Here is a 19,774-nt window from a genome sequence, read left to right on the forward strand (position 1 = left end):
GGACGACCTGTTCCTCGACGCTCACCACGGCACCACCTGACGGTCCTCCCACAGCACGCCGGTCTCGGCGCCGTCCGCGGAGCGCGAGGCGAGCCAGACGGCCGTCTCGGCGCCCTGCTCGGCCGAGCGAGGGGCGTCGGGGCCGCCCATGTCGGTGCGGCAGTGGCCGGGGCAGGTGGCGTCGACGAGCACCCCGCGCATCCCGAGCCCCTGCTCGTGGGCGAGGTTGCGGACGAGGGCGTTGACCCCCGCCTTGGCCACGCGGTACGGCGCGAGCCCGCCGGCGTTGCCCGGGCCGCTCATCCGGCCCAGGCAGGCGCTGACCGCGACGACCCGGCCGTGTCGCCGCTGGACCATCCCGGGCACGAACGCCGTCATCGTGCGCCAGACGCCGTCGAGGTCGGTGGCCATGACCCGGCGCCACTCGTCCTCGCTGGTCCGCAGGGTCTTCGCGGTGCGCTCGCTCATGACCGCCGCCGCGCACACCAGGACGTCGACGGCGGCGAGGGGTCCGAGCCGGTCGGGGAGCGCGGCCACGGCGGTGGGGTCGGCGACGTCGCAGCCGAAGCCGACGGCGTCGACGTCCTCGGCGACGAGCCGCTCGGCGGCCTCCCGGGCGGAGGCGTCGGTGCGCCCGACGAGCACGACGGTCGCGCCGAGGGCGCCGATGCCGCGGGCGGCGGCGTACCCGATGCCGCGGCTGCCGCCGGTGATGAGCGCGACCTGGCCGTCGAGGCGGTCCGGCGGGGTGGGGGCGTCGGCCGTCGCGGTCACGCCTCCATCATGCTGGGCGCACGGAAGGGTCGGCTGTCGGCGTGACGCCCTAGGCTGAGCCCCGATGTCCGAGCCCGCCCCCGCCGTCCCGACCGTCCTGGTCGTCGACGGCAACTCGCTGCTCCACCGCAGCTACCACGCGAGCGCCCGCACGATGTACCGCACGCCCGACGGCGAACAGGGCTGGGCCGTGCGCGGGCTGCTGTCGCAGCTGCTGGCCGCGGTCGACCGGGTCTGCGCCGACGTCGTGGTGGTGGGCTTCGACGACCGGGGCAACAGCCGACGCAAGCGTCAGTGGCCGACCTACAAGGCTCAGCGCGACCCCAAGCCCGACTCGCTGCTGCGCCAGCTCGACCTGGCGGTCGAGGTGCTGCGCGAGCTGGGCGTGGTCGTCGCGGTGCCGGAGGGGCTCGAGGCCGACGACGTGCTGGCCAGCGTGGCCGCGCAGGCCCCGGCGCTGGGCGCGCAGACGGTCGTGGCCACCTCCGACCGCGACTCCTTCGCGCTGGTCGACGAGCACACCCGGGTGCTGCGCATCCTCAACGGCGGGGTCGAGGCCTCGCCGCTGCTCGACCCGGCCCGGCTCGCGATGGTCACCGGCGTGCGACCCGAGCAGTACGCCGATCTCGCGGCGCTGCGCGGCGACGCCTCCGACAACCTCCCCGGCGTCCGCGGCTTCGGCGCCAAGACCGCCGTCAAGCTGCTGCAGGGCCTCGGCACCGCCGAGGCGGCCTTCGACGACGCGCGTCACGGCGGTGAGCGGTGCCGCGCCGCGGTCGGCAAGGCCCGGGCGGCCGCGCTGGCCGAGCCCGAGGCGCGCGAGCGGTGGGCCTTCAACCGCGAGGTGATGGCGATGGTGCGCGACGCCCACACGCTCGACGTCACGGCCGGGCGCCTGCCGCTCGACGAGGCCGCCGTGCGCTCGACGTACGAGCGGTTCGAGCTGCACCTGCCCGGCGCCGTCCGCGCGCTGAGCCTGTGCGAGCCCTCCCGTGCCGTCACCGAGGCGCGGGTGCAGGAGCCGCGCTGGCAGGACCCGCGCTGGAAGCCGGCCGAGCGTCGCGAGGGCCCCCTGCCCAAGCTGGTCCCCGCGAGGAGCAAGGGACCGGCGTTCGTGCAGGAGGCACTGTTCTGAGCGCACAGCAGGACAGGCGCGTGGTCGCCGTGGTCGTCACCTTCGACCGTCTCGACATGCTGCGGCGCCAGCTCGACCGGCTCCACGAGGTCGTGGCCGGCGGCGAGCTGCACGAGGTGCTCGTCGTCGACAACGCCAGCAGCGACGGCACCGGCGCCTGGCTGCGGGAGCAGGCCGCGACCCATCCGCACCTGCACGCGACCACGCTCGCGGTCAACAGCGGTGGTGCCGGCGGGTTCAACCACGGGCTCGCCTGGGCCGTCGACCACGGGGCCGACCTCGTCTGGCTGATGGACGACGACGGCCTGCCCGAGCCGGACTGCCTGACCCTGCTGCTGCAGCGCGACGACCTCGACTTCTGGGGCCCGGCCGTCGTCGCTGCCCAGGAGCCGTCCCGGCTCTGCTTCCCGATCCGCCTGCCCGGCGGCACCCGGGTCGTCCACGACCTCGCCAGCGTCGAGGCGGCAGCCGTCGACGGGCTGATCCGCGACGTCGTGATCCCGTTCAACGGCGTGCTCGTCACCCGCGAGCTGGTGGCGCGGATCGGCTACCCGCTCGCGGCCTACTTCATCTGGGGCGACGACGTGGAGTACCTCTGGCGCGCCCAGCAGGCGGGGGCCCGCATCGCGACCGTCGTCGACGCGCGGGTGCTCCACCCCGCGACCGACGACCTCGGCACGCCGATGATGGGCGGCCGCACGACGTACAACCACAGCCCGAGCGACCTCAAGCACTACTGCATGGCGCGCAACAACACCGTCAACCTGCGCCGCTACCGCGGCTGGCCCCACGTGCTGATGTTCTGGGTCAAGACGCTGTGGTTCTACACCCTGACCAAGCCGACCCGGGGCCGCCTGCGCACCAGCGCGCGCGCCGCGTGGGCCGGGCTGCGCGGTGACTTCACGGGGCACCGGAGGTACCTGCGGTGACGGGTTTCGAGACGGGCGCAGCCCGCCCTCCTCAACCACCGGCAGCGGAGACCGTCGCGGTCGTCGTGGTCACCTTCAACCGCGCGAGCCTGCTGCGCGGGATGCTGGCCGGGCTGGCGGCCCTCGAGCACCGGCCCGACGCTGTGATCGTCGTCGACAACGCCAGCACCGACGAGACCCCCGACGTCCTCGCGGCGGTGGACGACCTGCCGCTGCAGGTGATCCGCCCGGCCGAGAACCTCGGCGGCGCCGGCGGCTTCCACCTCGGCGTCGAGGCCGCCCGCGACCAGGGGTTCGACCGGGTCTGGCTGATGGACGACGACGTGGTCCCGGCCCCCGACTGCCTGGGCGTCCTGATGGCCAACGACGAGGACTGCCTCACGGCGGTGCGCGAGGACACCTCCGGCGCCCTGGTCGAGAAGGCCGCCGTCCGCTTCGACCTGCGCAACCCGCTGCGCATCAAGCCCAAGACCGCGATGGTCGAGACGACGTACGGAACCCGCGCCGCGATGCCCGAGCGGGTCGAGGTCGAGAACGTCGCCTTCGAGGGGTTCATGTGCCGGCGGCGCGTCATCGAGGCGATCGGGCTGCCGGACCCGTCGTTCTTCATCTTCTACGACGACGTCGACTACGCCCTGCGCGCCCGGCGGGCCGGGTTCCGCATCTGGGCGGTGCGCGACGCGGTCCTGGTGCGGCAGCTCGACTTCGACCAGCAGCACGACCTCGCCGGGTGGAAGGGCTACTACATGTACCGCAACCTGTTCGCGGTGCACCGCCGCTACGGCGAGAACGCCGCCGTGCGGGCCAAGCCCTGGCTGATCGCCGCGGCCGTCGTGGCGCTCGCCCCGGTGCGTGGGGGGCGCGCGGAGGTGCGCAACGTGCGCCGCGCGCTGCGCGACGCGCGCCGCATGGGCTGACGGGTGCTGACGGGTACCGCCTCGGCGTGAGCGTCGAGCCGATCACCCGCGACGCCCCGCGCCTGCGCGGCCCGGTGATCATGAACCAGGACTGGCGTGACCTCGCCTACCTCCACTGGGCGGTCGACCCGGCCGAGGTGGAGCGGTTCATGCCGCCCGGCGTGCGCCCCGACACGCTCGACGGACGCACCTACGTCGGCCTGGTGCCCTTCCGCATGGTCGACGCCGGGTTCGCCACCGGTCCGGGGGTGCCGTGGGCCGGCACCTTCCTCGAGACCAACGTGCGGCTCTACTCCGTCGACTCCACCGGTCGGCGCGGCATCGTGTTCCTCAGCCTGGACACGGACCGGTCGGTGATCGTGGCCGGCGCCCGCACGGTGTTCAACCTGCCCTACCGCTGGGCCCGGATGCGCTTCGACCGACGGGTGGCCGACGGCGCCGACACGGTGACGTACGACGCCCGGCTGCGCTGGCCCGGCACCCGCGGTGCCCGCAGCCGGGTCGTCCTGCGCCTCGGCGCAGAGCGGGAGGCGACCGAGCTCGACGACTTCCTCAGCTGCCGCTGGGGCCTGCACGTCCACGCCTGGGGCCGGACCCTCTACGTCGCCAACCGCCACGGTCCGTGGCCACTGCGCGACGCCGAGGTCGCCGTCCTCGACGACGAGCTGGTCGCCGCGGTGGGCCTGCCCGGCCTGACCGACCGGGCGCCCGACCACGTGGCGTTCAGCGAAGGGGTGCACACGGTCTTCGGGCCGCCGTACGACGCGCGCAGCGCGCGTCGAATCGGGGAGGTCCCCGCGCGTCCGTAGACTCACCCGACGTGGCAGACGCAGGCGAGTCCAGGCCCGACCTCGTGGTCGTCGGCTCCGGCTTCTTCGGGCTGACGATCGCTGAGCGGTGCGCCTCCGAGCTGGGCCTCAAGGTGCTGGTGCTGGAGCGGCGCTCGCACCTGGGCGGCAACGCCTACAGCGAGATCGACCCGGAGACGGGCATCGAGGTGCACATCTACGGCACCCACCTCTTCCACACCTCCAACGAGAAGGTGTGGGAGTACGTCAATCGCTTCACGACGTTCACGAACTACCAGCACCGGGTCTTCGGCAAGTACCAGGGCCAGGTCTACTCGCTGCCGATGAACCTCGCGCTCATCAACCAGTTCTTCGGCCGCAGCTTCACCCCCGACGAGGCCCGTGCGCTCATCGCCGAGCAGTCCAGCGAGATCGACACCTTGGACGCCACCAACCTCGAGGAGAAGGCGATCAGCCTGATCGGGCGCCCCCTCTACGAGGCGTTCATCAAGGGCTACACCGCCAAGCAGTGGCAGACCGACCCGCGCGAGCTCAGCGCCGACGTCATCACCCGCCTGCCGGTGCGCTACACCTTCGACAACCGCTACTTCAACGACACCCACGAGGGCCTGCCGACCGACGGGTACGCCGCGTGGCTGACCCGGATGGCCGAGCACCCGAACATCGAGGTCCGCCTCGACACCGACTTCCTCGACGAGTCCAACGGCCTGCGCGAGGAGTTCACCGGGAAGGTGCCGATCGTCTACACGGGACCGGTCGACGAGTACTTCGCCAACAGCGAGGGTCGACTCTCGTGGCGCACCGTCGACCTCGAGCGCGAGACCGTCGACGTCGACGACTTCCAGGGCACCGGCGTCGTCAACTACAACGACGAGGACGTGCCGTACACCCGCATCCTCGAGTTCAAGCACCTGCACCCCGAGCGCACCTACCTGCCCGGCAAGACGATCGTGGTCCACGAGTACTCCCGCTTCGCCGAGGAGGGCGACGAGCCCTACTACCCGGTCAACACCGCCGAGGACCGGGCGAAGCTGCTCGCCTACCGCGATCGCGCCAAGGCCGAGCCGCTCGTGCTGTTCGGTGGCCGGCTCGGCACCTACAAGTACCTCGACATGCACATGGCGATCGGTTCCGCGCTGTCGATGTTCGAGAACAAGCTGCGGCCCCACTTCGCCGAGGGCGCCCAGCTCACCAGTGGGGGAGTGGACGCATGAGCACCAGCACCGACGGGGCCGGGACCGGCACGAGCAGGCGGCTCCTGCAGCGGCAGATCATGCCGCTGGACCGCGACTTCGACGTCTTCGCGCTCTACGTCGACGCCGAGGAGGCCCACCTCGACGCCGACAAGTACGAGATCGGCGGCAACCGCGCGGCCAAGGACCTCAACAACGCCGCGATCCGCCAGTCCACCTCGACCGGGCGGGGCATCCACCCCGACCAGATCGAGTCGCGCACCGCGCTGCGGGTCCGCTCGGGCGAGCGGCTCTCGCTCGGCACCTACTTCAACGCCTTCCCGGCCTCCTACTGGCGCCGCTGGACGGTCGTCGACACCGCCGTGCGGCTCACCGTGGAGGTCTCGGGCAGCGGCGCGACGCTGATCGTCTACCGCTCGCTGGCCAACGGTCGCGCCCAGCGCGTCGACTCGGCGACCACCGGCTCCGAGCCGAGCGCGACCTTCGAGTTCGACCTGACGCTCAAGCCCTTCGTCGACGGCGGCTGGTACTGGTACGACGTCGTCGCGGGCGACGACGACGCCGTCATCGCCTCCGCCGAGTGGTCGGCCGAGGTCCCCGCGGACCGCGTCGAGCACGGCACCGCCGACATCGCGATCACGACGATGAACCGGCCCGACTTCTGCGCGCGGCTGCTGACGCAGATGGGCGAGGACGAGCGGCTCGCGCCGTACCTCGACACCGTGCTCGTCATGGAGCAGGGCACTCAGAAGGTCGCCGACTCGGAGTACTTCGCGCAGGCGCGCGCCTCGCTCGGCGACACCCTGCGCATCGTCGAGCAGGGCAACCTCGGCGGCTCGGGCGGCTACGCCCGCGGTCAGCTCGAGTCGGTGCGCAAGGGCACGGCGACGTACGCGCTGATGATGGACGACGACGTGGTCTGCGAGCCGGAGGGCATCATCCGGGCCATCACCTTCGGCGACCTCGCGCGCCGCCCGACGATCGTCGGCGGCCACATGTTCAGCCTCTACAACAAGTCCTCCCTGCACAGCTTCGGCGAGATCGTGCAGCCGTGGCGTTTCTGGTGGCAGACCCCCCTCGACGGCTACAGCCAGTGGGACCTCTCGGCGCGCAACATCCGCTCGTCGCGGTGGCTGCACAAGCGTGTCGACGTCGACTTCAACGGCTGGTTCATGTGCCTCATCCCGCGTGTGGTGATGGAGGACGTCGGGCTCTCGCTGCCGCTGTTCATCAAGTGGGACGACTCGGAGTACGGCCTGCGCGCCAAGGCGGCCGGCTACCCGACGGTGACCTTCCCCGGTGCGGCCGTGTGGCACGTGCCGTGGACCGACAAGAACGACGCGCTCGACTGGCAGGCCTACTTCCACGTGCGCAACCGGTTCATCGCCGCGCTGCTGCACTCGCCCTACCCCCGGGGCGGCCGGATGGTGCGCGAGGACCTCAACCACACCATCGCTCACCTCGTCTCGATGCAGTACTCCACCGTCGAGATCCGCCACCTGGCGCTGCAGGACGTGCTCGCCGGCCCGCACCGCTTGCACGACCTGCTGCCGACGCGGCTGGCCGAGGTCAACGCGCACCGCAAGCAGTTCACCGATGCCCAGCTCCACGCCGACCGCGAGGCGTTCCCCGAGGTGCGGCGCACCAAGCCGCCGAAGAAGGGCCGCGACACCTTCGAGGTCCCCGGTCGGATCTCGACGCTGATCTCCGCCGGTCTCGCGCCGCTGCGCCACCTCAAGCCGGCGCGACCGCTCTCCCGGGAGTTCCCCGAGGCCGAGATCCGCGCGATGGACGCGAAGTGGCACCGCCTGTCGTCCTACGACTCCGCGGTGGTCTCGATGAACGACGGCACCTCGGCCGCGCTCTACCGGCGCGATCCCGAGAAGTACCGAGAGCTCCTCGGCCAGACCGTGCACCTGCACGAGCGGTTGCTGCGTGAGTGGCCCCAGCTCGCCGCGGAGTACCGCGCTGCGCTGGGCACGATCACCGCCCCGGAGACGTGGGAGAAGACCTTCGAGCCGTGGACGGCCCGTGCGGACGTCGAGCAGGAGGAGCCGGCGTGACCACCACCGTGCCGCCGCGCCACGACCTCGCTCACGAGCCGTTGCGCGATCCGGGCGACACGGGGGGCCTGCACCGGGTCCTCAGCCACCGCTATCTGCTGCGGCTGATGGTGCGCCGTGAGATCAAGGCGCGCTACGTCGGCTCCAAGTTCGGGCTGGCCTGGTCCTACATCAACCCCACCGTCCGCTTCTTCACGTTCTACTTCGTCTTCGGCATCATCCTGCAGCGTGGCAACATCCCGCACTTCGCGATCCACCTGTTCGCGGGGATGGTGATCGTCCACTTCTTCACCGAGTCGTTCAACGCCGGCACCCGCTCGATCATGGCCAACAAGGCCGTCGTGTCGAAGATGCCGGTGCCGCGGGAGATGTTCCCGGTCGCCTCGATGCTGGTCTCGCTCTACCACACCGGCCCGCAACTGGTCGTGCTCGTGATCGCCTGCCTCGCCACCGGCTCCTTCGCGCCTGACCTCGTGGGTCTCGGAGCAGCGGTGCTGGCGTTCGTGATCGTCCTCCTCCTGGGCACGGCCATGGGGGTGATGTTCTCGGCGATCAACGTCCTCTTCCGCGACCTCACCCGCATCGTCCAGACGCTGACGCAGATGCTGCCGTTCTCCGTCCCGATGATGTACCCCTACACCCTGGTCGCGGACCGGTTCCGCGAGTTCCCGACGCTCCACCACCTCTACCTCTTCAACCCCCTGACCGAGTGCGTCCTGCTCATCCAGCGCGCTTTCTGGTGGACGACGATCGGGCCGTCCGAGGTCGCCGACGCCAACCGGGACGGGCCAGTCTTCAACCCCGACGTCGCCGCGAACTTCCCGGACCACCTGTGGCAGCGCAGCTTCGCGATGCTCGGCTTCGCTCTGCTCTTCCTGCTGTTCGCCCAGTGGGTCTTCCGTCGCCTCGACGACCGCATTCCGGAGCGTCTTTGACATGGTCACCTCGATCGAAGTCGACAACGTCAGCAAGACGTTCTCGCGTCACTACACCCGCACCTTGCAGCAGATCATGGTGGCGAAGGCGAAGCGCAAGAAGACGCGCGACACCTTCGACGCCCTCAAGGACGTCTCGTTCACCGTCGAGCAGGGCGAGGCCATCGGGCTCATGGGCCTCAACGGCAGTGGCAAGAGCACGCTGCTGAAGTGCATCATGGGCGTCATGCGCCCCGACGAGGGCACCGTCCGTGTGCGCGGCCGCGCCTCGGGGCTGATCGCCACCGGCGCGGGGTTCCACCCGCAGATGACCGGCACCGAGAACATCTACATGAACGCCGCCATCCTCGGCATGACCGCCGCCGAGACCGAGGCCAAGTTCGACGACATCGCAGCCTTCGCCGACGTAGGGGAGTTCCTCGACACCCCGGTCGGCAACTACTCCTCGGGCATGTTCTCCCGCCTCGGCTTCGCCGTGGCCGTCAACGTCGACTGCGACATCTTCATCGCCGACGAGGTCCTCGCCGTCGGAGACCAGCCGTTCAAGAAGAAGTGCATGAAGAAGATGGAAGAGGTCCGCGACAGCGGCGTCACCCTCTTCTACGTCAGCCACTCCGCCGGCTCGGTGCGCAAGATGTGCGAGCGCGTCATCGTGCTCGAGAAGGGCGAGGTCGGCTTCGACGGCAAGGCCGGCGCCGGCATCCGCTACCTGAAGTACGACGAGGACGAGGACAACGACTCGGCCAACGCCAACGACATCTGAGGCTGCGCTCGACACGAGAGCTCAGCAGCGCCGGACGGCCGCGACGGGATCCCCGTCGCGGCCGTTCGGCGTCTCCGGACCGTTGGTCCGACGCTGTGTCGACGAATTTGACTTTTCTGCGGTCCGTCGGCGTGTCGACTGGAAATTACAGCGTTGTAGTTACTCAGTTTCCCTTCCGGGGGTCCTGGTGCGCGTGTGACAGTTGCAACCCGTGTGAACTTCCCCCGCACAGGAGCGACTCCCCATGACGCCTTCGCGCGCCCACTTCGTCACCGCCTGCCAACAGCTGCTGGCGCTCGGTGTCGTGGTCGTCGCCCTCGTCCCGGCGACGCGGGTGGTCAACCTCGACGTGGTCGGGGTGTCTCCGCACGCGGCGAAGGCCCCGACGCTCGAGATCAGCGGCGGGCCGGCCCAGGAGTCAGCCGACGCGGCGGACGGTGCGCTCGGCCTGCGCCACGGCGTCGAGGCGGGGCTGCTCGGCGCCTGAGACCAGGACCAGCGAGCCGCCCGTCACGAGCGGCTCCACGAAGGTCGCGACACCTGGTGGGGAAGCCGGGTTCGCGACCGTGAGGAGCCGGTCACCGCCGGTCGAGGAGGACCTCCCGGCGGTGGCCGTGCTCCACGGGCTCCACAGCTCGTCCTGGGTCACCGAGCCGTCGTCCAGGACCAGGGCGGCGTCGTCACCGCTCGGCGGGTCCCAGGCCGTGAAGGCGTCCGGCTGACCCCACACCTCGACGCCGACGTCGTGCACGCCGGCGGGCAGCGGCTCGGCGAACCGCACGCCCATCGGCAGCAGCGAGCACGCCAGCACCGGGAGCTCGTCGGCCAACGGGGCCCAGCGGTCGAGGCCCGCAGGGCCGCACACGACGGCCGCGGGCGACGGCGCGGCAGCGCCAGGGAACGGCTCCGTGGCCGGGAACGCCACGACGAGCCCCGCGCTCCAGGCCGCGCCCAGGAAGACGGGACCGAGCCAGTGCGCCGGCAGGTCGACCAGGAGCGTGTCGCCCTTCTCCAGCTCGTGCTCCTCGACCAGCAGCGAGGCCGTCTTGGCGACCCAGTTGGCGTACGTCGTCACCGACAGCTCGACGCGCTCGCCGGTCGTCTCGTCGTACCACGTCAGGAAGGGGCGGCCGGGCTCACGGCGGAGCTCGGCGGCGAGCAGGTCGGCCATGGTCGTCACGGTGGTCCACCCTAGGGTGAGGCCCATGGCTGACCCGATCGAGCACTTCTGGGCCGTGATCCCCGCCGGCGGTGCCGGCACCCGACTGTGGCCGCTGTCGCGGGCCGGGGCGCCGAAGTTCCTCCGCGACCTGACCGGCTCGGGCCGGACCCTGCTGCAGGGCACCCTCGACCGCCTCGAGCCCTTGGTCGAGGACCGCTTCCTCGTCGTCACGGGCGCCTCCCACGCCGACGCCGTCGCGGCGCAGCTGCCCGGGCTCGACCCCTCCGCCATCGTGGCCGAGCCCTCGGCGCGCGACTCGATGGCCGCCATCGGCTACGCCGCCGCGCTCCTCGAGCGCCGCGACCCCGACGCGGTGATGGGCTCGTTCGCGGCCGACCACGTGATCGAGGAGCCGCAGGTCTTCCGCCGCACCGTCGCCCAGGCGACCGAGCTGGCCCGCGAGGACTGGGTCGTGACGATCGGCATCGACCCGACGTTCCCGAGCTCGGCGTTCGGCTACCTCCACCTCGGGGAGGCGATCGAGGGCCACGCCTCCGGCTACCGCGTGCTGTCCTTCGTCGAGAAGCCGTCGGAGGTGACCGCGCGCCGCTACCTCGCTAGCGGCGAGTACCGCTGGAACGCCGGCATGTTCGTCGTGCGCCCGACCGTGCTGCTCGACCTCCTCGCCGAGTCCGACCCCGACTTCGCCGCCGCGCTCCGCGCACTCGCCGCGGCGCCGGACACGATCGGGGAGGTCTGGCCGACGCTGCCCAAGATCGCCGTGGACCACGCGGTGGCCGAGCCGGCCGCCGACGCCGGCCGCGTCGCCGCCGTGCCCGCGTCGTTCGGCTGGGACGACATCGGCGACTTCAGCTCCCTGGCGGCCCTGCTCGGCGCCGGCACCGCTCCGCGCCCCCGGGCCGTGCCTGTCGTGCTCGGCGACGAGTCGCTCGTCACCGCCGTGCACAGCACCGGTCTCGTGGTGCCCGCCGCGGGCAAACCGATCGCGGTCGTCGGCCTCGACGACGTCGTCGTCGTCGACACCCCCGACGCGCTGCTCGTGACCACCCGCGACCGCGCGCAGGACGTCAAGGCCGTCGTCGCGGCCCTCAAGAGCGCGGGCCGCGCCGACCTCACCTAGCCCTTCGGTGGTCGAGGTGGTTTCGAGACGGGCCTGGCGGCCCTCCTCAACCACCGGCGGCGGTGGTTGAGGAAGGACGGTGTCCTGTCTCGAACCACGCTCGCTGAGCGCGGTGCCTCCAGGCCTCAGAGGGCGTTGGGCTCGGGGGAGTCGGTGTAGGGGTAGTCGCGCATGAAGGTCTCGAGCGCGGCACCGCTGGGCTCGGAGCAGTACTGGAAAGCGCCGACCTGCTTGGAGGTGTCGGTCTCGCCCGAGCCGCCGGCCGACCAGTGCGTCATGGCGATGTGGTCGCCGTCGGGGAACTTCCCGGACTCCTTCTCGTCCTCGGCGGTCCAGGGGGCGGCGATGAACTTGAAGCGGAAGTTGTCGTCGCTGGCGCGGAACTTGTCGGCGAGCGCCTCGATCTGGCTCATCGTGCCGCTGTCGTCGGCCGCGGTCTGGTCGTACCAGAGGATCGTGTAGCCGTGCTCGAGGTTGTGCACGAGCGACTCGAGCTCGGGACGGTCCTTGGTCGTGTAGAACTTCCGGTTGAACGGCGCGGGCGCGACGTTGGCCTCGTTCCAGTGGGCGCCGAACGCCGGCGGGGCGTGGTCGTAGGTGACCTGGGTGCCGGTCGGGACGTGGTCCTGGTTGCCGTCGGCCTGGATCGTCTCGACCTTCTGGCACGACGAGGCCGGACCGCCGATGTCGGAGAGCGCGAGGTCCTCGTACTGCCGCAGGTCCCACCAGCTCTTGACCGGGCGGTACGCCGCGGCGGCGACGATCAGTGCCGCCACGAGCACGCAGACGCCGACGATGGCGAAGCCGCGACGGCGCTCACCGCTCTTCTGCTTGCGGCGGAGGTCGTCGATGACCGCCTGACGGCTGGACTTGGCGGGCTTCTTGGCCACGGGAGCGAGCACCTCGGGTGGTCGATGGGAGACGAGCGGTGGAAGTCTACGGAGTGGCCGGTCGGATCGTGGTTTCGGCGGGGGCGGAGTGGGTAACGCTGCCGACCAGCACGTCGACGACCCACCCGTGGGCCATCGCCAGCGCCGGCAGTCGCGGGTCGTCGGTGCACACGAGCGCGCCGTCGTGCCGCCGGGGCGACGTGCCGGTGACGAGCTCGACGGCGGCGGCGACCTCCTCCAGCGCGGCGGGGGCGCCGAACGGCGCACGGTCCTCGGGTCGCCCGGCCAGCGCGCGTACGACGGCCTCGCGGGCGCCGTAGCCGAACAGGTCCTCGCCCTCGGGGCGCACGAGCGCCTTCGCCCCGGTGCCGTCGAGGCCACGCGGGAGCACGAGGTCGCCGCGTCCGCGCACCAGGGCGAACGGCCGGGCGGTGAGCTTGCCGAGGACGAGCTCGGCGGCGGAGGCGAGCTCGTCGGCGACCGCGGGGGCGGTCACGGCCAGCGGGTTGCCGTAGGCGTCGGTGCGGCCCGCGTGGTCGTCGATGACGACGAGGCCTGCGGCGCCGATCGCGATGTCGGTCTGCCCGGTGCGCCACGCCCGGCCTGCGGTGTCGGTGACCACGACGCCGACGTTGCGCCCGGTGCGCTCGGCGAGGGCGCGGCGCAGTGCGCGGGCCGAGGCGTCGGGGTCGAGCGGCAGCAGCGCGAGGGTGCCGGCCTCGACGTTGGAGTTGTCGATGCCGGCCGCGGCCATCGTGAGACCGGTGCGGGTGCGGACGATGGTCGTCGGTCCGCGCCGCGCGACGACGCGCTCGGTCTCGGCCGGCAGGACGGCGGCGCGGTCGGAGCCCGGCACCAGGCGCCCCTCGGCCTTGCTGACCACCTTGCTGGTCACGACGACGACGTCGCCGTCGGCGATCTGCGGGAAGGCCGCGACCACGAGGGCGACGAGGTCGTCGCCGGGCCGCACCTCGGGCACGCCGTCGGGGGCGACGACGCCGAGCGAGCCGCTCACCGCGCGGGCCGTGCGAGCCGTACGGCGGCCGCGGCCATCGCGGCGGTGGCGTCGTGGTCGATCATCCACAGCGGGACGGCCTCGGCCGCGAGCCCGGCCGCACGCAGCTCGTCGACGTGCTCGGCGTCGGCGGTGTCGACCAGCCAGCCGTCGAGGACGCCGCCGGCCGACCTGGCGCCGTAGTGCAGCCCGACCCCGCGGGCGCTGACCTCGACGCCGATGGAGCTCAGCAGCTGCTCGGCCATGCCGCGCACGTGGTGGCCGCCGATGATGGGGGAGAGGCCGACGACGGGCGCCGCGGTCGAGGCCAGCGCCTCGCGGACGCCGGGGACGCCGAGGATGGTGCCGACCGAGACGACCGGGTTGGACGGCGGCAGGACGACGAGGTCGGTCTCGGTCAGCGCCTCGAGCACCCCCGGCGCCGGGGTCGACTCGCCCATCCCGACGGCGACGACGGTCTCGGCCGGGACCGAGGCGCGCAGGCGCACCCAGTACTCCTGGAAGTGCACGACCCGCTTGCCGCTCGGGGAATCGGCGTCGGCGATCGCGACGTGGGTCTCGACCCGGTCGTCGGTCATCGGGAGCAGGCGCAGGCTCGCGCCCCAGGTGGGGGCCAGCCAGCGACGGCACAGCGCCTCGGTGACCTGGGAGAGCGGGTAGCCCGCCTCGAGCATCTGGGTGCGCACGAGGTGGGTCGCCACGTCGCGGTCGCCGAGGCCGAACCAGGTCGGCTCCACGCCGTACTCCGCGAGCTCGGTGCGCACGCTCCAGGTCTCCTCGCGCCGGCCCCAGCCGCGCTCGAGGTCGATGCCGTCGCCGAGGGTGTACATCACGGTGTCGAGGTCGGGGCAGACCTTGAGGCCGTGCACCCAGATGTCGTCGGCGGTGTTGGCGACCACGGTCACGACGGCATCGGGGGCCACCTCGGGCAGCGCCGCGGTGCGGATGCCGTGGAGGAGACCCTGCAGGAACTTCGCGCCGCCCATGCCTCCGGAGAGGACCGTGATGCGGGAGATCGGGCGCGAGGCGGTGCGCGAGATCGGGGTGGGGGAGTCGGGGCCGGACATGCCTCCCAGCCTGACGCACGACGGCGGCCCCGCACCGTGCGGGTCACCCACCCGGGCCATGCCGCACTGACCGATCGGACAGTCCTCGGTCCGCGCGAGGGTGCCATATCAGAAGTGGGCTTGACCAGACGGGTACGACAGGCATGTAATTCCACATGTGTCGTTACCGTGCGAATCGGGTACGCAGGGGCAGCGACACGCGGTCGAAGGGTCGAACGACCGGGTCGAGCTTCGCCCCGCGCCCCAACCCCCGGGGGCGGGACACACAAGGGTCGAATGACAAGGGTCGAAAGTAGGCGAACGCCGTGCGAGATCTGTTCTTGCTCGAACCGGACACCGACGACGCGGGATGGCAGGAGCGCGCACTGTGCGCGCAGACCGATCCCGAGGCGTTCTTCCCAGAGAAGGGTGGCTCCACCCGCGAGGCCAAGAAGGTCTGCCTGACCTGCGAGGTCCGCACGGAGTGCCTGGAGTCGGCGCTCATGAACGACGAGCGGTTCGGCATCTGGGGCGGACTGTCCGAGAGGGAGCGGCGCAAGCTCAAGAAGCGCGCCGTCTGAGGGAGCCCGGGCCTGTGCCCGGGCTCGCTCGCATTTCGGGAGCGGACATTTCGGGTCGTCGCTGCCGAGCCCCTACCGTGGTCCACCGTGTCGCCCAGCTCCCGTGCCCGTCGTACGCCGGAGGCGGAGCAGGCCCGCGAGGACGTCTCGGTGGTGCTCGTCAGCCACGACGGGGCGCGCTGGCTCCCGACCGTGCTCGACGGGCTGGCCGCCCAGCTCGCCCCCGTGGCGCGCGTCGCCGCGGTCGACACCGGCAGCAAGGACGACTCGCCCGCGCTGCTGCGGGCGGCCCTCGGCGACGACGCCGTCGTCACGGCCGCCTCGAGCACGTCCTTCCCCGCCGCTCTCTCCGCGGGGCTGGCCCACCTCGACGCGCAGGCCCGGACCGAGGGAGTCGAGCCCACCGAGTGGGTCTGGGTGCTGCACGACGACGCGAGCCCCCATCCCGAGGCGCTGCTCGCCCTGCTCGCGGGCGCTGCCGAGTACCCGCAGGCCGACGTCCTGGGCCCGATGCTGCGCGAGTGGCCCTCGCTGAAGCGGCTGCTCGAGCTCGGGGTCACGATCTCGGGCACCGGACGACGCGAGACCGGTCTCGAGCGCGGTGAGTACGACCAGGGCCAGTACTCCGAGATCCGTCCCGTCCTGGCCGTCAACACCGCCGGGATGCTGGTGCGCCGCCGGGTGCTCGACGCCCTCGGCGGTCTCGACGAGGAGCTGCCGATCTTCGGCAACGACCTCGACTTCGGCTGGCGCGCGGCGGCCGCCGGCCACCGCACCGTCGTCGTGCCCCAGGCGGTCGTCTTCCACGCGGAGGCCGCGCACCGCGGCCAGCGGCGCACACCGCTCACCGGACGGCACACGCACTACCAGGAGCGCCGCGCCGCGCTCTTCACGCTGCTCGCCAACAGTCGGTCTCGGTGGTGGTGGCTGCGCTTCGGACGGCTGCTCGTCGGCACGCTGGTGCGGATGGTCGGCTTCGTCGCGGTCCGCGCCCCGGGTCAGGCGCTCGACGACCTCGCGGCGTACGTCTCCGTCGTGGGGCACCCGGGCGAGCTGCGTGCGGCCCGGCGCGCTCGGCGCGCCGCCGCCACCGTCGACCCGGAGGTCGAGCGAGCGCTGCTGGCCCCGCGCTGGCTGCCCTACCGCCACGCCCTCGACGCGGTCGCCGACCTCGGCACGGCGCTGACCCAGCAGGCCGCCGACGTCGCCGACCGGCGCCGGGCGGCCGCCGCCGAGGCCGACCCCTCGTCGTTCGCCGCACTGCGCCGCGAGCGCGAGGTCGGCGGCAGCGACAGCGACGACGAGATGGCCGAGGACACCGGGCTGGTGGCGCGCTTCCTCACCAACCCCGTCGCCGTGCTGCTCGCCCTCGTCGTCGTGGCGGTGCTCGTCGCCTCGCGCAGTGCGCTCGGCCGGGTGGCCGGGCCGGGGCTCTCGCCCGCGCCCGAGGCCCTCGGCGACCTGTGGGCGCTGCACCTCGACTCCTGGCACGAGCTCGGTCTCGGCACCGCGGTGCCGGCCCCGCCGTACGTCGCGCCGCTCGCCGTGCTCGCCACCGCGCTGGGCGGCAGCCCGGTGGCGGCGGTCTCGGCCGTGCTGGTGCTGGCCGTGCCGTTCGCCCTCTGGGGCGCCTGGCGGTTCCTGCGGGTCACGGGTCGCCTCGCCACGCCGCGCGGTGCGAACCGCTGGCTGATCCTGTGGGGCGCGACGACGTACGCCGTCGTGCCGGTCGTCTCCGGCGCCTGGGGCCAGGGCCGCATCGGCCCGGTCGCGGCCGCCGCGCTGCTGCCCTGGCTCGCCCACGCGGCACTCGGCTTCGCCGACCCGGAGGCCGACCGCCGCTGGCGCGCCGGCTGGCGCACGGGCCTGCTGCTCGCTCTCGTCACCGCCTGCACACCGGTCGCCTGGCTGGTCGCCGCACTGGTCGGGCTCGTGGTCGTGGTCCTCGCGCTCACCCTGCTGCCCGGCATCGGCCGCGACCGCTCGGCCTGGGGTCCGCCGCTCGTCGCGCTCGCGGTGGTCCCGGTCGTCCTCTCCCCGTGGTGGGTCCCCGCGCTGATCCACGGCGCCGGCCCCGGACTGCTGCTCGACGCCGGGCGCTGGCCGGTGCCCGCGCCGGACGGGCTCGAGCTCGCCCTCGGCCGCTTCCACGACCTCGGTGCGCCGTGGTGGCTCGGCGTGGTCGTGCCGGTGCTCGCCGTCCTCGCGCTCGTGCCGCGACGCACCCGCATCCCCGTGCTGATCTGCTGGGTCGTGGCCCTGCTCGCCGTGGTCGTCGCCGTCGCGCTCGGCGCGGTGCGCCTCGACCTGGCCGCGCTGTCGACCCCGCCCGGGCTCGCGTTCCTGGTGGTCCTCGCGCAGGGCGCGCTCGTCACCGCGGTCGTGCTCGGCTCCCTCGGGCTGACGGCCCCCCGCGGCGCGGCCCGGATCGGGGCGGCGGTGCTCGTGGTCGCCGCGAGCGTCGCGCCGCTCGCCGGACTCGCCTGGTGGGTCGCCGACGGCGGCGACGAGCTGGGTGACGACACCGACGGCGGCATCCCGGCGTACATGGTGCAGAGCAGCGAGGAGGGTCCCGAGCACGGCATCCTCGTCGTCCGCGGCACCCTCGACGACGGACTGACCTGGACCGTGCGCCGCGGCGACGGCGTGACCACGGGGGAGGACGAGGTGCTGGCGCTGGCGCCCGACGACACCAGGCTGAGCGGCTTCACCGCACTCGTGCAGTCGCTGACCGCGCGCCCGAGCCCCGACGCGGTGGACGCCCTGGCCCGCCAGGGCATCGAGTACGTCGTGCTCCCCTCGCCCGCCGACGGCGAGGTCGCGGCCTCGCTCGACGCCACCACCGGCCTGGTCCAGGCGAGCGCCGAGGACCGCAGCACCCGGGCCTGGCAGGTCGACCGGCCGCTCTCGGCACAGGACCTCGACGGGCCGCGGTCGTGGCTGCGGGTCGGGCTGCTGGTGCTCCAGGGCCTCGCGGTGCTGGCCCTGCTGGTGCTGTGCGCACCCTCCACCGGGCGGGGGACCCGATGAGGCGCCCGGGAGCCGACGTGGTGTTGGCGGTCGTGCTGCCCGTCGTCTGCGCCCTCGCGCTGCTCCTGCTCCACCCGGACCGCTCGCAGCCGGGTCGCGAGGCGCCCGTGGACGCGCCGCTGGCCAGCGCGCTCGTCGTGTGTCCCTCCGCTCTGCCGGGCACGGAGTCGACCGGCGGTGCGGGGATCACCAGCCTCGCGGGCTCCGACGGAGCCGTCGACGGTGAGGTCACGGTCGGGCTCGGCGCCGCGACCACCCCGCTGCGCCTGCGCTCGGGGCGCGTCGCCACCCCGGCCGCCGGCGACGGGTCGGCGTTCGTGGTCTCCGGCTCCGGCGCCCTCGCGCCGGGCCTGCTCGCGACCCGCTCGGCCAGCGCCCCGCTCGCCGCGACCGACTGCGCCCCGCCGCAGCCCCGCGCGTGGTTCACCGGCGTCGGTGCCGACGCCACCCACGACTCCGTGCTCGAGCTGGTCAACCCCGACAGCGGCCCCGCCGTCGCCGACGTCACGGTCCTCTCGCCCGACGGCGAGCTCGACGTGCCCGCGCTGCGCGGCGTGACCGTGCCCGGCGGCTCCTCGGCCACCTTCGACCTCGGAGCGATCGTCCCCCGCCGCGGCGACCTCGCCCTCGAGGTGGTCACCGGACGCGGCCGGCTCGCGGCCCAGGTGGTCGACCGCTACGACGAGCTCGGGGCCGGGGCGAACACGCAGGACTGGCTGCCCGGCCAGGCCGAGCCCTCCTCGTCCAACCTGCTGCTCGGCCTCGTCGGCGGCAGCGGCGAGCGCACCCTCGTGCTCGCCAACCCCGGCGACGACGAGGTGCGCGCCGAGCTCCAGGTCGTCTCGCCCACCGCGACCTTCGCGCCGTCGGGCGTCGAGCCCGTGCGGGTGCCGCCGGGCGGCACCGCCACCGTCTCGCTCGACGACGTGCTCGCCGACGCGACCGCCCAGGGGGCCACCGGACTCCTCGTGACCTCGACCGGGCCGGTGAGCGCGGGCCTGCGCCAGCGCGTCGGCGGCGACCTCACCCTCGCCGCGCCGACACCGTCGCTCCATGACACCTCGGCGGCGGTGCTGCCCGACGGCACGGCCCGGCTGCTCCTCGCGGGGCCCGACGCCGTGGGCGTCGCCACCGTGTCGGCGTACGCCGCGGGCGGGCGCCAGCTCGACCGCCAGCGCGTCGAGCTCAGCCCCGGGGCGGGCGGCGACGTGGCCCTGCCCGCCGGCACGGCGCTCGTCACCGTCACGGCCGAGCGCACGGGCGTGCACGCCGTCGCCCTGGTGAGCGCGGCCGACGGTTCGGGCGCGGCCGCGGTCGCTCTGCGCGAACCGGTGCTGACCAGCCGGGTGCCGGCGGTCCGCCCCGGCGTCCCCTGATCCTCGGGCCGGTCC

General features: G+C 73.1%; 18 protein-coding genes. 13 read left to right on the top strand and 5 right to left on the bottom strand.

All coding sequences use genetic code 11. The features are described 5' to 3' along the window. Positions 1-21: 21 nt before the first annotated feature. Positions 22-774 (bottom strand): SDR family NAD(P)-dependent oxidoreductase, encoded by a 753-nt coding sequence (locus GRQ65_RS08455; protein WP_160877140.1) that lies wholly within the window; start codon positions 772-774, stop codon positions 22-24. A 64-nt stretch (positions 775-838) separates the two neighbouring features. Between GRQ65_RS08455 and GRQ65_RS08460 the strand changes: the two genes are divergently transcribed. The 9 genes from GRQ65_RS08460 (at position 839) to GRQ65_RS08500 (ending at position 10,005) form a co-directional block, all read left to right on the top strand. Then, entirely contained in the window at positions 839-1,909 is a 1,071-nt protein-coding gene (locus GRQ65_RS08460) for a 5'-3' exonuclease (RefSeq protein WP_160877142.1), read from the top strand. A gap of 20 nt (positions 1,910-1,929) precedes the next feature. Continuing rightward, a complete protein-coding gene (locus GRQ65_RS08465) occupies positions 1,930-2,838 on the top strand; it encodes a glycosyltransferase family 2 protein (protein ID WP_337191572.1) in 909 nt (302 codons plus the stop codon). A gap of 65 nt (positions 2,839-2,903) precedes the next feature. Next, entirely contained in the window at positions 2,904-3,755 is an 852-nt protein-coding gene (locus GRQ65_RS08470; protein ID WP_439331851.1) for a glycosyltransferase family 2 protein, read from the top strand. Positions 3,756-3,781: 26 nt separating this feature from the next. Continuing rightward, positions 3,782-4,564, top strand: a complete 783-nt coding sequence (locus GRQ65_RS08475; protein WP_337191573.1) for a YqjF family protein — start codon at positions 3,782-3,784, stop codon at positions 4,562-4,564. An 11-nt stretch (positions 4,565-4,575) separates the two neighbouring features. Beyond that, complete coding sequence (glf, locus tag GRQ65_RS08480) at positions 4,576-5,778, top strand: UDP-galactopyranose mutase (protein WP_160877145.1); 1,203 nt, start codon at positions 4,576-4,578, stop codon at positions 5,776-5,778. Beyond that, on the top strand, positions 5,775-7,820 hold the full coding sequence (locus tag GRQ65_RS08485) for a glycosyltransferase (protein WP_160877147.1): 2,046 nt from the start codon (positions 5,775-5,777) through the stop codon (positions 7,818-7,820). The genes glf and GRQ65_RS08485 overlap by 4 nt, the downstream gene beginning before the upstream one ends. Further along, positions 7,817-8,755 (top strand): ABC transporter permease, encoded by a 939-nt coding sequence (locus GRQ65_RS08490; RefSeq protein WP_160877149.1) that lies wholly within the window; start codon positions 7,817-7,819, stop codon positions 8,753-8,755. The genes GRQ65_RS08485 and GRQ65_RS08490 overlap by 4 nt, the downstream gene beginning before the upstream one ends. 1 nt (position 8,756) lies before the next feature. After that, positions 8,757-9,518 (top strand): ABC transporter ATP-binding protein, encoded by a 762-nt coding sequence (locus GRQ65_RS08495; protein ID WP_160877151.1) that lies wholly within the window; start codon positions 8,757-8,759, stop codon positions 9,516-9,518. Between the two features lie 244 nt (positions 9,519-9,762). Then, a complete protein-coding gene (locus tag GRQ65_RS08500; RefSeq protein WP_160877153.1) occupies positions 9,763-10,005 on the top strand; it encodes a hypothetical protein in 243 nt (80 codons plus the stop codon). Here GRQ65_RS08500 and GRQ65_RS08505 read toward each other — a convergent pair. Continuing rightward, positions 9,937-10,689 carry a TIGR03089 family protein gene (locus GRQ65_RS08505; RefSeq protein ID WP_237448006.1) on the bottom strand — a complete coding sequence of 251 codons (753 nt, stop codon included), beginning with the start codon at positions 10,687-10,689 and terminating at the stop codon, positions 9,937-9,939. The two genes, GRQ65_RS08500 and GRQ65_RS08505, sit on opposite strands and share 69 nt — an antisense overlap. A gap of 34 nt (positions 10,690-10,723) precedes the next feature. On the opposite strand from GRQ65_RS08505, the gene GRQ65_RS08510 reads away from it, so the two are divergent. Next, complete coding sequence (locus GRQ65_RS08510) at positions 10,724-11,821, top strand: mannose-1-phosphate guanylyltransferase (RefSeq protein WP_160877157.1); 1,098 nt, start codon at positions 10,724-10,726, stop codon at positions 11,819-11,821. 125 nt (positions 11,822-11,946) lie between these two features. Here the strand turns inward: GRQ65_RS08510 and GRQ65_RS08515 are convergent, their stop codons facing one another. From GRQ65_RS08515 to cofD, 3 genes are read right to left on the bottom strand one after another with little or no spacing between them, the layout of a single operon-like run. Beyond that, positions 11,947-12,711 (bottom strand): DUF3105 domain-containing protein, encoded by a 765-nt coding sequence (locus GRQ65_RS08515; RefSeq protein ID WP_160877159.1) that lies wholly within the window; start codon positions 12,709-12,711, stop codon positions 11,947-11,949. Positions 12,712-12,757: 46 nt separating this feature from the next. Continuing rightward, the gene (gene cofE, locus GRQ65_RS08520) at positions 12,758-13,726 is read right to left on the bottom strand and encodes a coenzyme F420-0:L-glutamate ligase (protein WP_160877161.1); all 969 of its coding nucleotides are present in this window, start codon (positions 13,724-13,726) and stop codon (positions 12,758-12,760) included. Beyond that, the gene (gene cofD / locus GRQ65_RS08525; RefSeq protein WP_160877163.1) at positions 13,723-14,793 is read right to left on the bottom strand and encodes a 2-phospho-L-lactate transferase; all 1,071 of its coding nucleotides are present in this window, start codon (positions 14,791-14,793) and stop codon (positions 13,723-13,725) included. Before cofD ends, cofE begins: the two co-directional genes overlap by 4 nt. Before the next feature lie 305 nt (positions 14,794-15,098). Between cofD and GRQ65_RS08530 the strand changes: the two genes are divergently transcribed. The 3 genes from GRQ65_RS08530 (at position 15,099) to GRQ65_RS08540 (ending at position 19,759) form a co-directional block, all read left to right on the top strand. Further along, positions 15,099-15,353, top strand: a complete 255-nt coding sequence (locus tag GRQ65_RS08530) for a WhiB family transcriptional regulator (protein WP_160877165.1) — start codon at positions 15,099-15,101, stop codon at positions 15,351-15,353. Positions 15,354-15,440: 87 nt separating this feature from the next. Beyond that, the gene (locus GRQ65_RS08535) at positions 15,441-18,383 is read left to right on the top strand and encodes a glycosyltransferase (RefSeq protein WP_160877167.1); all 2,943 of its coding nucleotides are present in this window, start codon (positions 15,441-15,443) and stop codon (positions 18,381-18,383) included. Next, positions 18,380-19,759 (top strand): DUF5719 family protein, encoded by a 1,380-nt coding sequence (locus GRQ65_RS08540; RefSeq protein ID WP_160877169.1) that lies wholly within the window; start codon positions 18,380-18,382, stop codon positions 19,757-19,759. The genes GRQ65_RS08535 and GRQ65_RS08540 overlap by 4 nt, the downstream gene beginning before the upstream one ends. Positions 19,760-19,774 lie beyond the last annotated feature (15 nt).

The organism is Nocardioides flavescens, from assembly GCF_009823805.1.
GTDB lineage: Bacteria > Actinomycetota > Actinomycetes > Propionibacteriales > Nocardioidaceae > Nocardioides > Nocardioides flavescens.

What these genes read in the sequence shown, in the direction of transcription:
- GRQ65_RS08495 (WP_160877151.1), top strand. Translation starts at nt 8,757, where the DNA reads ATGGTCACCTCGATCGAAGTCGACAACGTCAGCAAGACGTTCTCGCGT.
- GRQ65_RS08540 (WP_160877169.1), top strand. Translation starts at nt 18,380, where the DNA reads ATGAGGCGCCCGGGAGCCGACGTGGTGTTGGCGGTCGTGCTGCCCGTC.
- GRQ65_RS08505 (WP_237448006.1), bottom strand. Translation starts at nt 10,689, where the DNA reads ATGGCCGACCTGCTCGCCGCCGAGCTCCGCCGTGAGCCCGGCCGCCCC.
- GRQ65_RS08460 (WP_160877142.1), top strand. Translation starts at nt 839, where the DNA reads ATGTCCGAGCCCGCCCCCGCCGTCCCGACCGTCCTGGTCGTCGACGGC.
- GRQ65_RS08500 (WP_160877153.1), top strand. Translation starts at nt 9,763, where the DNA reads ATGACGCCTTCGCGCGCCCACTTCGTCACCGCCTGCCAACAGCTGCTG.
- GRQ65_RS08485 (WP_160877147.1), top strand. Translation starts at nt 5,775, where the DNA reads ATGAGCACCAGCACCGACGGGGCCGGGACCGGCACGAGCAGGCGGCTC.
- cofD (WP_160877163.1), bottom strand. Translation starts at nt 14,793, where the DNA reads ATGTCCGGCCCCGACTCCCCCACCCCGATCTCGCGCACCGCCTCGCGC.
- GRQ65_RS08510 (WP_160877157.1), top strand. Translation starts at nt 10,724, where the DNA reads ATGGCTGACCCGATCGAGCACTTCTGGGCCGTGATCCCCGCCGGCGGT.